At 51.1% G+C, this 13,864-nt stretch carries 9 protein-coding genes and 1 tRNA gene; 7 read left to right on the top strand and 3 right to left on the bottom strand.

What is annotated here, in order from left to right; genetic code table 11:
• Nucleotides 1–100: 100 nt before the first annotated feature.
• The gene (locus B0B12_RS14045; protein WP_076669776.1) at nucleotides 101–2,611 is read left to right on the top strand and encodes a S9 family peptidase; all 2,511 of its coding nucleotides are present in this window, start codon (nucleotides 101–103) and stop codon (nucleotides 2,609–2,611) included.
• A 310-nt stretch (nucleotides 2,612–2,921) separates the two neighbouring features.
• On the opposite strand, the gene B0B12_RS14040 is transcribed toward B0B12_RS14045, so the two are convergent.
• Nucleotides 2,922–3,158, bottom strand: coding sequence for a hypothetical protein (locus B0B12_RS14040; protein ID WP_076669772.1), 237 nt, complete (start codon nucleotides 3,156–3,158; stop codon nucleotides 2,922–2,924).
• Between the two features lie 582 nt (nucleotides 3,159–3,740).
• On the opposite strand from B0B12_RS14040, the gene B0B12_RS14035 reads away from it, so the two are divergent.
• The 5 genes from B0B12_RS14035 to B0B12_RS14015 all read left to right on the top strand — a co-directional run bounded on the left by B0B12_RS14035 (nucleotide 3,741) and on the right by B0B12_RS14015 (nucleotide 7,875).
• Nucleotides 3,741–3,813: transfer RNA gene (locus tag B0B12_RS14035), tRNA-Gln, on the top strand.
• A gap of 161 nt (nucleotides 3,814–3,974) precedes the next feature.
• Entirely contained in the window at nucleotides 3,975–4,904 is a 930-nt protein-coding gene (locus tag B0B12_RS14030) for a ribose-phosphate pyrophosphokinase (protein WP_076669753.1), read from the top strand.
• A gap of 209 nt (nucleotides 4,905–5,113) precedes the next feature.
• Entirely contained in the window at nucleotides 5,114–5,698 is a 585-nt protein-coding gene (locus B0B12_RS14025) for a 50S ribosomal protein L25/general stress protein Ctc (RefSeq protein ID WP_076670366.1), read from the top strand.
• Between the two features lie 257 nt (nucleotides 5,699–5,955).
• Entirely contained in the window at nucleotides 5,956–6,519 is a 564-nt protein-coding gene (gene pth, locus B0B12_RS14020) for an aminoacyl-tRNA hydrolase (protein WP_076670365.1), read from the top strand.
• Nucleotides 6,520–6,591: 72 nt separating this feature from the next.
• Nucleotides 6,592–7,875: an MFS transporter gene (locus B0B12_RS14015; protein ID WP_076669749.1), complete on the top strand. Its 1,284-nt coding sequence runs from the start codon at nucleotides 6,592–6,594 to the stop codon at nucleotides 7,873–7,875.
• Between the two features lie 28 nt (nucleotides 7,876–7,903).
• Here the strand turns inward: B0B12_RS14015 and B0B12_RS14010 are convergent, their stop codons facing one another.
• Nucleotides 7,904–9,913, bottom strand: coding sequence for an adenylate/guanylate cyclase domain-containing protein (locus B0B12_RS14010; RefSeq protein ID WP_076669746.1), 2,010 nt, complete (start codon nucleotides 9,911–9,913; stop codon nucleotides 7,904–7,906).
• Between the two features lie 442 nt (nucleotides 9,914–10,355).
• On the opposite strand from B0B12_RS14010, the gene B0B12_RS14005 reads away from it, so the two are divergent.
• A complete protein-coding gene (locus B0B12_RS14005; protein WP_076669744.1) occupies nucleotides 10,356–11,534 on the top strand; it encodes a Pycsar system effector family protein in 1,179 nt (392 codons plus the stop codon).
• 102 nt (nucleotides 11,535–11,636) lie between these two features.
• Here the strand turns inward: B0B12_RS14005 and metG are convergent, their stop codons facing one another.
• Nucleotides 11,637–13,676, bottom strand: coding sequence for a methionine--tRNA ligase (gene metG, locus B0B12_RS14000; RefSeq protein ID WP_076669742.1), 2,040 nt, complete (start codon nucleotides 13,674–13,676; stop codon nucleotides 11,637–11,639).
• Between the last annotated feature and the right edge of the window lie 188 nt (nucleotides 13,677–13,864).

The raw sequence follows: 13,864 nt of genomic DNA, 5'->3' as shown, positions 1-13,864 counted from the left end.
TCTTAACACAGTTTAAACTATTGCATTTCACACCAGTCTATACCTACCGAGCAGCCTTGCGCTTGCTCAACTGATCTAAACAACCAAACCAACCTTTTTCATGAAGAAAATTTACCTTCTTGCTATGCTGCTGATAGCGAGCATCAGTGTACAGGCACAGCAGCCCGGCACGCCGACCAAGGGAAATTACCAGTTGGCCTCCCGCTTCTCGCCTAAAAAACTGGAGAAACTTATTTTCACCACCACCCTCGATCCGCACTGGCTCAAGAACTCCGACCGCTTCTGGTACGAGTACGCCACCAGCAACGGCAAGAACTGGTACATCGTTGACCCCGCCACTAAATCCAAGAAGCTGCTTTTCGACAATGCCAAGGTAGCCTCCGCCGTGACCATGGTAGTGCAGGACCCTTTCGATGCGCAGAACCTGCCGATCCAGAACCTGAAGTTCACGGAGGACGAAAAAAACGTAACGTTCGAGATCAAGAGCTCCATCGACCAGGTGAAAAAAGACCGCCTGGACAAGAAAGCCGCTGACTCACTCGAGAAAAAAACGTTCTACTTCCGCTACAACCTGACAACAGGCCAGGTGGTGGAGCTGAAGGACTTTGAGAAACCAAAGTCGAAGCCGCGCTGGGCTTCCATTTCGCCGGACCAGCAGGTGGTCATTTTTGCCAAAGAGCATAACCTCTACTGGATGGACAAGGCCAACTACGAAAAGGCTTTGAAGAACGAGAAAGACACAACCATCGTGGAGCACCAGCTGACCAAAGACGGTGTGGAGTACTATACATACGGTGACTCACGCGGCGAAACAAATGTGGAGCGCGAGAAGAACAAGAAGAACCGCAAGCCGGCTTTCATTCTGTGGTCACCGGACTCGAAGCAGTTTGCCATGGTTCGCACCGACGAGCGCAAAGTGAAAGACCTGTGGGTACTGCACCACACCGCGCAGGGCCGCCCAGCACTGGAAACTTACAAGTACCATATGCCAGGCGAGAAGGAAGCTCCTAAAAGAGAGCTGATCATTTTCGACTTCGCTAACAAGTCGCAGAAGCGCATCAACACGGCTGCATTCAAAGATCAGGAGCTTTCGCTGTGGTCAGCGCCTGCCCTGCAGAAGCAGCGCGACGACGAGCACCGCCCAATCCTGTGGCACGGCACCAAAGACAAACTCTACTTTACCCGCACCAGCCGCGACCTGAAAAAGATCGACGTGTGTGAGCTGGACATTGCCTCTGGCAAAGTAACGCCTGTTATCGAGGAGCGCTTCAACACTTACATCGACATCAACCGCATTGGTCTGGTGAAAGGTGGCAACGAGATCATCCACTGGTCAGAGCGCGATGGCTGGGGCCACTTCTATCTCTACGACGGCAAAGGCAACCTGAAAAACCGCATCACGAGCGGCTCTTTCCACTCTGAAGACATTGTAGGTATAGACGAGAAAAACCGCGTGCTCTACTTCACAGCCAACGGGCGTGAAGAAGGCGAGGACCCATACCTGATGCACCTGTACCGCGTGAACTTCGACGGCAGCGGCATGACGCTGCTCAATAAGGGCAACTTCGACAACAGCATCAGCCTGAACGATAACAACACCTACTTTGTGAACACCGCTTCGCGCGTGAACACCGCACCGGTATCGGTGCTTTACAACAACAGAGGCCGCAAAGTGATGGACCTGGAGAAAGCCGACCTAAGCCGCCTGATGACAGCCGGTTACAAGTTCCCGGAGCCGTTCCAGGTGAAGGCAGACGATGGCATCACCGACCTTTACGGCGTGATGTACAAGCCATTTGACTTCGACTCGACCAAGACGTACCCGATCATCGCTTACGTATACCCTGGTCCGCAGACAGAGGCTGTGAACAAGTCCTTTGGCCGCAGCATGGACCGCATCGACCGTCTGGCACAGTTGGGCTTTGTGGTGGTGACAGTGGGCAACCGTGGCGGCCACCCGGCCCGCTCCAAATGGTATCATACCTACGGCTACGGCAACCTCCGCGACTATGGCCTGTCCGATAAGAAAGCAGCCATTGAGCAGCTGGCCGACCGCCACCGCTTCATCGACATCGACCGTGTAGGTATAACCGGCCACTCTGGCGGTGGCTTTATGTCCACGGCAGCCATGCTCGTATACCCTGACTTCTTCAAAGTAGCCGTATCGGGCGCGGGCAACCACGAAAACAACATCTACAACCGCTGGTGGAGCGAGAAGCACCATGGCGTGAAAGAAGTAGTTTCACCGAAAGGCGACACGACTTTTGTGTATGCTGTGGAGAAAAACCCGGACCTGGCCAAAAACCTAAAGGGCCACCTGATGCTGGCCACCGGCGATGTGGACAATAACGTGCACCCGGCGGGCACTATCCGCATGGCCAACGCGCTGATCAAGGCCAACAAGCGCTTTGATTTCGTGCTGCTGCCTGGCCAGCGACATGCCTTCGGCGACATGACCGAGTATTTCTTCTGGATGATGGGCGACTACTTCACCAAGCACCTGCTTGGCGACTTCTCCCAGCCAGTGGATATAAAAGAAATAAACCGTGAGGTGGAGAACGTGGGCAACAAGCGACGGGGCGGTGCTATAGCTGCTCCCGAAGAGGAATAAGGTATAACACCCATGCCAATAACAGAACAGCCGCAGCAGGACTCCCCCGCTGCGGCTGTTCTGTTTTTAGGCTATACCTGTGATGCTATACCTAATCTATATATACTAAAAAAACCATCTCCGCCATATGCAGCTTATAAGTAAGCCGTGCGTGGCGGAGATGGCCTGTTATTTTAGAGGTTCTTTTTAGAGTTAAAGGATCTGAGCCCAGATGGCCCGGAATAAGCGGAAGGCTAAAAATTTAAACATAATTGTAAGCGTAATCTTATGAATAATGTTCTGTCAGGAAAACCTGTATTCGAGATAAAGGCTATAAATGTTTCAGCATTTCGATCTGCTCGTCGTTCAGCAGGATGTAACGGTTGTTAAAAGGGTTGCCGTAGAACTTCTCAGCGATCACATATTCTCCGGTGTCCAGCTTGTGGATGTTGTAACTGAAAAGGCTATTGGAGCGCTCAATAATCAGTTCTGTACGGTTTAGGTCGAGCTCACGACCGCAGGTGGTGGTGACGATGTCAGTGTTAGCCGTCATGGCAGATGCATACATAATTGGAAGATTTAGCAAGGTTCTTTACGCAGTACTTGTCAGATAGTGACATAGAAGGGGCACAAAATCAGGTAAATTTATCCACATCACCTTTTTCGGCCTGTGAGCTATACCTGCTATCACCCTACAAAAGGCAATTTGAGCTACAGGGAGCAAAAGCACAGAAGCCATTTGTAAGCTTATGGCTGATTTTAAGCTCATGTCACCAGGGCAGCAACTATGGACTCTTGTACCTAAGCGAAGAAAATTTGCTGACGGGTAATTTTTACAAAATTTTGAGGAGGCCTTGCTACAGGTTCCGGCCATACCTAAAAAGCGGCCCTGCTCAGGAAAGCATCCAGCAAATAAGGCTGTGAAATTCACTCGTTTAGACGTGCCAAAAGTCTCCTGTAAGCAGCTGTGCGTCGATGTTTTGGATGGTGTATGCAGGTCCAAAAAGTACGAAGACAGGGCGCTAAAGCAGATTTTCGACTAAAATTTTCAAAAAATTTTGAGGCAAATGTTTGCAGTTTAAAATAGCCTCCCTATCTTTGCATCACTGAACGACGAAGGGGCTTCCACCCTAAAGTCTAGTAGGTAGCTTGTCCGATGGTGTAACTGGCAACACGTCTGATTTTGGTTCAGAAGAGTCCAGGTTCGAAACCTGGTCGGACAACTTAAAAAGGCAACCCACAGCAATGCGGGTTGCCTTTTTTGCTTTCTACCCTTCCCTGCTAACTAATTAAAAATCAGCAAATACAAGTAGCATATTTGCGGAATTTCGTAGCTTTGCAGGCATAATAAACTAAACCTCACTTTCAAACACTTAGCATTATTATGCCACAGGTAAAGATTTTCGCTGGTTCCGCTTCCAAGTACTTAGCCGAAAAAATAGCCGCCGCTTACGGCACAAAACTTGGTGACCTTGAGCTCCTTCGCTTCAGCGACGGAGAAATGGCACCCCACTTCAACGAGTCAGTTCGCGGTGCGGAAGTATTCCTGGTACAGTCCACCTTTCCGCCAGCAGACAACCTGATGGAACTGATGCTGATGGTCGATGCGGCCAAACGCGCCTCCGCCCACAAAGTGATCGTGGTAATGCCTTACTACGGTTATGCCCGCCAGGACAGAAAAGACAAGCCACGTGTCTCCATCGGCTCCAAAGTGATTGCCAACGCCATCCAGTCGGTAGGCGCCGACCGCCTCATGACTTGCGACCTGCACGCCGGCCAGATCCAGGGCTTTTTCGACATCCCGGTAGACCACCTCGACGGCTCGGCCATCTTCGTGCCTTACCTGCGCAGCCTCAACCTGGGCTCCGACCTGATCTTCGCTTCTCCGGACGTAGGAGGTGTGGTAAGAACAAGAGCCTTCGCCAAGAACTTCGGCGCTGAAATGGTTGTCTGCGACAAACACCGCAAACGGGCTAACGAGATCGCCTCGATGCAGGTGATCGGTGACGTGGAAGGTATGGACGTGGTACTTGTGGACGACATGGTGGACACTGCCGGCACGATCACACAAGCTGCCAAACTTTTGAAAGACAAAGGTGCCAAAACCGTTCGCGCCATTGCAACGCACCCTGTGTTGTCGGGCCCGGCCTACGAGCGCATCGAAAACTCCGTGCTGGAAGAACTGGTGGTGTCTGACACCATTCCGCTACGCCAGGACTGCTCCAAGATCAAGGTGCTTTCCTTCTCCGAACTGTTCGCCCGCGCCATCAACAACGTAGTGACGCACGAGTCGATCAGCTCACTGTTTATTTAGTCTGAATTGTTAATTGCTGATTGTTAATTGTTGTTCGCAGTGATTAACAATCAGCAATATTTATATATTATTTAAATAGGTTTGAGGGATAGCTGGTAGGCTGGTTGTTGAATCGATTGTACTTTCTAAGAAAAAAACAATCAACAATTTAACAATCAACAATTAAATTCATACCTTTGTGGCCTGAAAAATTTAACAAATTCATTTTTATGAAAACTTTAGAGATTATAGGGTTTAAAAGAGCAAATCTCGGTAAAGCACAGACGAAAGAGCTGCGCAATGAGTCTTATGTACCAGGAGTACTGTATGGCGGCACTGAGCAAGTTCACTTCTACGCCCCAGCTATCCTGTTCAGAGACTTAGTTTATTCTCCAGAAGTATACGAAGTTGATCTGAATATCGAAGGCACGCACTACAGAGCGATCCTTCAGGACGTACAGTTCCACCCAGTAAACGAAATGCTGCTGCACGTTGACTTCCTGCAGCTTGACGAGAACAAAGAGGTTAAAATCGACGTTCCGGTTAAGTTTGTTGGCAACTCTCCAGGTGTAATGGTAGGTGGTAAACTGGTTACGAAACTGCGCAAGTTGAAAGTGAAAGCACTTCCTGCTAACCTGCCAGACTACGTAGAGGTGAACATCTCTGAGCTGGAACTTGGTAAGTCAATCAAAGTTGGCAAGATTGTGAAAGGTGACTATGAGATCCTGACCAACCCACTTGCTCCGGTTGCAACCGTTACAATTCCACGTGCTCTTAAGAGTGCACAGACTGAAGAAGCTCGCGGTAAGAAGTAATTCTCACTGCTTCATAAGCATCCAAGATCCTGTCCTGCTCCGAGCGGGACAGGATTTTTTGTTTCCAATTGAAGGTTAAATTGTTTAATGGTTAAATTGCTGAAGGTTCCTATACCTGTCTTAGGGTAAGATACCCTAAGACAATTCAACAATTTAACCATCCAACAATTTAGTCTTTGAGCAACTCAACCATTAGCACACTAAAACAGTGGCTTGGCCTGACAAAGCAGGCGGCCGCCGATACCGAAGATACAAGCATGAAATACCTGATCGTGGGCCTTGGCAATATTGGCCCGGAGTACGCGGAGACGCGTCACAACATTGGCTTTATGGTGCTGGACTACCTGGCGCAGAAATTCGACGCGAAGTTTGACATGGGTCGCCACTCCTTCGTGACCGAGATCAAGAGCAAGGGCCGCACCTACGTACTCGTGAAGCCTACCACCTACATGAACCTGAGCGGCAAAGCCGTGGGCCACTGGCTGAGCAGCCTCAAACTGACACCGGACCAGATGATGGTGATCACCGACGACATTGCCCTGCCATTTGGCAAGATCCGCATACGCGCCAAGGGCAGCGCCGGCGGGCACAACGGCCTCAAGCACATCGAGCAGACGCTGGGGCACAACAACTACCCGCGCCTGCGCTTCGGAGTGGGCGACAGCTTCCACAAAGGCAAGCAGGTAGACTACGTGCTCAGCACCTTCAGTGACGACGAAAAGATTGACCTGCCGGGCATCATCGAAAAAGCAGCGGACTCGGTTATTTCCTTTGGCAGCATCGGCCTGGAGCGCACCATGAATCAGTACAATACCAAATAAAGGGCAGGCTACGGACTAAAGCCACTTATTCCTGTCCCATAGAAATAGCATTACCGCCCAGCGACAAAAGCCATGAAACGCCTCTTCTTGCTATACCGCAATGCCTTTGGGGGCCTCTCCCGCCCTGCCTGGATGCTGTCGTTGATCATGTTCATCAACCGGAGCGGCGCCATGGTAATCCCTTTCCTGGGCGTATACCTGACGGAGTCGCTTGGGTTTACGATGAAGGAAGCGGGTATCATCCTGAGTATCTATGGGCTTGGGGCAGTGTGCGGCGGCTTCCTGGGTGGTTGGCTGACGGATAAGATTGGGCATTTCAAGGTACAGGCCTTCAGTCTGACCGTTGGCGGCAGCTTATACCTGATGTTCCTGTTCCTGGAGAAGTTTGAGCACATGGCCATTGGCGTGTTCATCCTGAGCCTGGTAAACGACATGCTGCGGCCCGCCAACTCCGCTTCCATCGCGCATTACGCCCGGCCCGAAAACGTCACCCGAGCTTTCTCGCTCAACCGGATGGCCCTGAACCTGGGCTTTTCGATTGGTCCTGCCCTGGGCGGTATGGTGGCGGCTATCTCTTACAAATACCTTTTCGTGGGCGATGCGCTGGGCTGTATGATGGCTGGCCTCTTCTTTTACATCTACTTCCGCAACAAGCAGGGCCACCGGCCACAGAAAAAAGTTAAAACAGAGGCTATTTCTAACGAAGCGAACCTGAGCACAACCGAAAAAGTCCGCTCCCCTTATACCGATAAGCTATACCTGGTTTTTGTGGTGCTGAACGCGGGTTTTGCGATGCTGTTCTTCCAGCTCCTTTCTACTTTGCCGCTCTTCTACCGGCAAGTATACGCGCTTCCCGAACAGAACATTGGCGGCCTGTTGGCTCTCAACGGCTTCATCGTGTTTATGGTGGAGATGATCTTTGTATACCTGATCGGCGATAAAGTCAAGAAGTCGTGGCTGATCCCAATCGGGGTGCTGATCCTGGGCTTCTCCTTTGTCAGCCTGAACCTGGGGCATCACATGTTCCTGCTCTATTTCGCGATGACCCTGCTGAGCTTTTCAGAGATATTGGTCATGCCCTTTATGGCGACCATTTCGGTGGAGCGCTCCAACAACAGCAACCGCGGCTCCTACATGGGATTGTACACCATATCGTATGCGGCCGCGCACGTGATCGCGCCTTACATGGGCACCACCATTGCCGCCCGTCATGGTTTTGATACCCTGTGGTGGATACTGGGTGCTTTTGCTATTGTGGTAAGTGTGGGGCTGTACTTTGTGGTGCAGTACATCGAGCGGGAGCGCCTGAGCCTACAGCCTGTAGTCTCTCCTGAAGCAGATATGGCTGCAAAATAGTTTTATCAAACAATGCCTTAAGCACTGATCAGATCCCAAAGCCATACTTGTAAAGACTATCAGAGAACGGTTTGTCTGGAGAGTTCATCTTATCCAGCAGTTTCTGATAGCGGGGATCCTGCCTGACTGTCTCCGGAGTCCAGCGTTCATATTTGAGTGAGACAAGCAAAGGATCGTGTTCATTAAGCCCCTTCTCAAAAAAGTAGAAGGCCTCATCCAGATCATCGTTCAACCACCCTGCTGCTATACCTATTGCAGTGCAGACAACGTACTCCCTGCTGGCCCGCTCTTTCAGTTCCTTCAATTCCGCCCTTGCCCTGTCGATGTTCCCCATTTTACAGAGCGTCATAATTAAGGCACCATGGGCAAAGCTATGCCTGCTCGAGAGTACCATCAGGCGTTCAAACACCGCAAGCGCCTCTTCGTGCTGGTGCAAAAACAGGTAAGAGTAGCCCTCATACAGATTGCATATAAAGGAATAGGAATCCAGATCCAGCCCGGTCTTGCAGGCGGCAAGTGCTTCCTTAAACTTTCCGCCTGCATGCAGAATCTGGGCATAAATGCCAAAGCAAAGCGCACTCAGCGGTTCGAGCTTTATTGCTTTCCTGCCATGCTCCTCCGCCTTTGCAAAATCACCCTTCATCCAGGCGAGGTAGTTGAGGCCATACCGGAGGTGTGTTTGCGCATGGTTTGGGTTCAGCTCAAGCGCTTTTAAAAAATGTTTCTCAGCTTTTGGCAAATCCCAGATGTAGCAGTAGTACGAGCCCAGCGAGGTATAAGCCTCGCACAAAGATGGGTTAAGCTGCAACGCTTTCTCTGCTGCCTGCTTCCCTTTAAACATGACCTGCTTCGGCGGCAGTATGCCATAAAGCCCTAGCAGCACATTTGCGTCTGCATAGTCTGCATACGCCAGGGCAAAATTAGGGTCCAGCTCCAGGGCTCTCTGAAGGTACTTCATACCAGTAACGATGTAGGAACCGCGCCTGTTCAGGTAGAATTTTCCTTTCAGGTATAGCTCATAGGCTTCGGTATTTTGGGTAGGCCTTTTCCGGAGCCCGCCCCGGCCCTTCTCCAGCAGCGTCACTTTCATCTTCTCCGTAATGGCCATCGCAATCTTATCCTGGATCGCAAAGATATCGTCCATGCTGCCATCGTACCGCTCCGACCACAGATGAAAGCCGTCCTCTACCTTGGTGAGCTGCACTGTAATTCTCAACCGGTTGCCCTGTTTGCGTACACTGCCTTCTAACACCGTGCTCACGCCCAGCTTCTCTCCCACCTCCCGCAGATCAGCGGTTTCCCTGCTGAACTTGAACGAAGAGGTGCGCCCCGCCACTTTCAGGTTTTTAAGGCTGGACAGGGCATTGATGATCTCTTCCGCGACACCCTCGCTGAAATACTGTTGCTCAGGATCATTGCTCAGGTTCACAAGCGGTAGCACGGCAATGCTCTTGGCAGGGGCTCTTTTAGCTGTTCGCAACGGCGGGGCTTTCTTCTCTTCCGTCTTGCCTTTCAAAGAGTTCGGAGTTGGCTTTACTAAGCCTTCGTGATCTAGGGCAAACACTTCGACCGGCCGCTCTATGTTCTTCAGTCGGTAAATTCCCACAGAATAAGTTTTTATTTCAGGGTGGTTCGCAATCTCGTCCTTTATCTTATCAGAGAACAGCACACTGCCTGCCACACCCAGTGACTCAACGCGGGAAGCAAGATTCACTCCATCCCCGAACAATTGCTCTTCATCGAAAACCACATCGCCCATGTGCAGACCCATACGAACGGGAACCAAGGGTTCCTCCAAAAAAGCCGATTGCATGGCCAGCGCGCACTCCACTGCCTCCACCGCACTTTGGAAAACACTTAGCGTACCATCTCCATAGTACTGAACAACCCGGCCATGGTACCGTTGGTGCTCCCGCTGCAGTACTTCACGGTGCCGGTTCTTAACGGTCAAAGCCTGCTTCTCGTTCTGCTGCATCATGGCAGAATACCCTTCTATATCTGTGAACAGGATTGCGGCAAGCTGACGGTGTCGACTCATAAGGTAAAATACTTAACTCTGCAATAAATATAGTCCAGTTTTATAACACATACTTTATATTTACGATAATCCTTTCAAAACGAATAGCGCCTTTCCTTACAATATGCCACATATTATTGGCCCTAACAGCTAATATGTGGTGTAGAGACACAAAGCAAAATAGATATAACCATCACCACATCAGCGATTTACACCATTCTAATTTCCTTACATAGCGCGCTGGTATTCGCTCAACTTTCGCAGTCCTCACAGCTATAAATTCTTTAAGGCATATATAGAATTTAATTCATAAACACCTCATTATCAGAATAATAAATTTATTTTTATTAGGATTATATTACACTAAAATTTAACTTGATCAGTAAAACCAATTTGACATATCCATCCTAAGGATGGAATGTGAAGAGGAGGTGAAGCTGCAGAAATTCAAAAGATTGAAACTATGATGGAAGATGATATTCTGGATAGGGCAAATGCCTTCGTAGGGCTGAACCTTCCGATGAATGGCACGAACGAAGCCGTTGGTTTTGACCTGCAACACACAAAAACGCTGGTTGCTGTAGCCGAGGCGATCAGCAAGTTCTGTGATTTTAGTGATGAGGAGACGCGTTTGCTATTGCTTGCCGCCTGGCTGCATGACCTGTACTGTGACGATTCGGGCGAGCCGCTTGATGAGCAAAAGATCGCACCGGTTACTGAGTTTCTGGTGAGCTGTAACCTGAGCCAGGCGGAAATCCTGAGAATATCGCAGTGCATTGCCGCTACCCATTACCCGCAACGCCCCCGCGACCTGTTGGAGGAGGCACTTTGTGACGCTGTCGCCAGTTTTCTGGCTTCGGACGATTATGTGGCCAGAGTAGAAAGGAAAGCAGCTGACCCGGGCACCAAAGTGGGCCAGTACGACTGGATAGACAAACATCTGGCCTTGCTCAAGAAGCACTATTATTATACAAAGTACGCCAAAAGGGCTTTCTCCGCGGGCAAGGAGCAAAACATCAAACTACTGAAGAAAAAGCGGAAAGAGCTTAGTAAGGAAAATGAAGAACTGGAAGCCTTATGGGAAGAAAACAAATCTTTGAAAAAAGACCTTAGAAAGGAGAAAGAGCAAAAGGCCAGCAAAGGGATTGAAACAATGTTCCGGACGACCATGGCCAGTCACCTTCAGCTGAGCGTGATAGCCGACAATAAAGCGAACATGCTGATCTCTGTCAACGCCATCATCGCCTCCATTATGATCTCGTCTTTCTTCAACAAGTTTCAGGACGTGCCGCATCTGCTGCTTCCTTCCATCCTGCTGACCGTGGTTTGCCTGGTTACGATTATCCTGGCCATCCGCTCCACGCGACCCAATACCAAGAACACCGCCATGCCGGAGAATAAGATCGACTTTCTATTCTTTGGAAACTTCATCCAGCTCGATTCCTATACCTATCGGGAGGGTATCCGAAATATTATGCGGGATCACAACCTGCTGTATAACAGCATGGCAGACAACATCTACCTGCAGGGGAAAGTGCTCTCCAGAAAGTACCGCCTGTTAAAGTTGGCTTATACCGTATTTGCACTCGGCCTGGGCGCCGTTCTGCTCAGTTACCTCGTTGCCTGGCTGTTCCTGGCATAGCCGGCCGTATTAGGTGCCGACGCATCATTACCCATATAGCTTAAAAAGAAAATCCCCGCTTGCCGAAAGACAAGCGGGGATTTTTATACCTGAAGGTACAGCTTAGCGCACTGTTCCGCCGTTCCGGATGGCCTTGTTTGGCTGCATGAAGGCCAGTGAACCGTCGGCATTCTCCGCCATCAGGATCATGCCCTGGCTGGTAATGCCTTTGATCTCGCGCGGCGCCAGGTTCACCAAAATGCTCACCTGCTGCCCTACGATCTCCTCCGGGTTGAAAAACTCGGCTATACCGCTCACCACCGTGCGCTGGTCTATACCGGTATCGATGGTCAGTTTCAGGAGCTTTTTGGTCTTGGCTACCTTCTCGGCTGCGATGATCGTACCGATGCGGATGTCCATTTTAGAGAAATCCTCAAAAGAGATGTTTTCCTTGGCTGGCTCTACGACAGCATTGGCCGCTTCATTGGCTTTTTTGGTATCCAGCAGCTTCTGTACCTGTGCCTCTACAGCAGCATCTTCTATCTTCTCAAACATCAGCTCCGGTGTGCCGATCACGTGGCCCGTCGCCAACAGATCAGCTGATCCGGCATCGGCCCACTTGCCCAGTGGCTTATTAAGCATATTGGCCAGCTTATGCGCCGACTCTGGCAGGAACGGCTCCATCAGGATGCTCAGGCTGGCAGAGATCTGCAGCGCAATGTTCATGATCGTCTTCACGCGCTCTTCGTCAGTCTTGATCAGCTTCCAAGGCTCGGTGTCAGCCAGGTACTTGTTCCCCAGGCGGGCCAGGTTCATCAGTTCGCTCAATGCGTCGCGGAAACGGTAGCGATCCAGGTAGGTCGCAATCACCATTGGCATACCTTCCAACACGCTCAACACTTCTTTGTCGTAGTCCTGGAGCTCGCCACGGGCCGGTACTTCGCCGTTGTAGTATTTTTGGGTGAGCACCACGGCGCGGTTGATAAAGTTGCCCAAGATGGCTAGTAGTTCGTTGTTGTTGCGGGCCTGGTAGTCCTTCCACGTGAAATCGTTGTCCTTCGTCTCCGGCATGTTGGCAGCCAGCGAATAGCGGAGCACGTCGCCTTTGCCCGGGAAGGCCTCCAGGTATTCGTGCAGCCACACCGCCCAGTTGCGGGACGTAGAGATCTTGTCGCCCTCCAAGTTGAGGAACTCGTTGGCCGGCACATTGTCTGGCAGCACATAGTCGCCGTGGGCCTTGAGCATGCTCGGGAAGATGATGCAGTGGAACACGATGTTGTCTTTACCAATGAAATGCACCAGCTTCGTCTCCGGATCTTTCCAGTATTTCTCCCACTCCGGCGTCAGGTCTTTGGTAGCAGAGATGTAGCCAATCGGCGCATCGAACCACACATAGAGCACCTTGCCTTCTGCGCCTGCTACCGGTACCGGCACACCCCAGTCGAGGTCGCGGGTTACGGCACGCGGCTGCAGGCCCTGGTCGATCCAGCTTTTGCACTGGCCGTATACGTTGGGCTTCCAGTCGCCTTTGTGGCCATCCACGATCCACTCGCGCAGCCAGGCTTCGTACTCGTTCAGCGGCAGGTACCAGTGCTTGGTCTCGCGCATCACCGGCACGGCGCCACTCAGCGTGCTTTTCGGGTTGATCAGGTCAGTGGCGTTGAGCGAAGTACCGCAGCTCTCGCACTGGTCGCCGTAGGCGTTTTCGTTGCCGCACTTCGGGCAGGTACCCACAATGTAACGGTCGGCCAGGAACTGCTGGGCCTTCTCGTCATAGTACTGCTGCGTGGTCTGCTCTACAAATTTGCCATCGTTGTACAGCTTCAGGAAAAAGTCAGAAGCCGTCTCGTGGTGCGTTTGGGAAGAGGTGCGGGAGTAGATGTCGAAGGATACGTTGAAGTCCTCGAAGGACTTCTTGATCAGCTCATGGTATTTGTCCACGGCCTGCTGCGGCGTGATGCCTTCTTTCTTGGCGCGAATTGTGATCGGCACCCCGTGCTCGTCGGAGCCGCAGATGAACTTCACGTCTCTGTTTTGCGCACGCAGGTAGCGCACGTAGATGTCGGCCGGCAGGTATACGCCCGCCAGGTGCCCGATGTGTACGGGGCCGTTGGCATAAGGCAATGCCGCCGTTACGGTATATCGTTTATAGTTTTCAGCCATAGTTCTCGTTAAAACGCAAATATACAAATACCCGTTGGATTGAGTGGGGCTACACCGGACTCCCTTCAGAAAAAATGGCCGATATAGGCTGACCAGTCCGTCACTTTTCCGTAAACGGTAAACCGGCTATACCTGTAAGCTTTTGTTAGGACGCGCAGGCATAGGTCCGGACAGGCATACCAATCAGG

It is taken from the genome of Pontibacter indicus (assembly GCF_900156345.1).
Classification (GTDB): Bacteria; Bacteroidota; Bacteroidia; order Cytophagales; family Hymenobacteraceae; genus Pontibacter; species Pontibacter indicus.
Note: the sequence above shows the minus strand (reverse complement) of the source record. Positions and strands in the feature narration are given on the sequence as shown.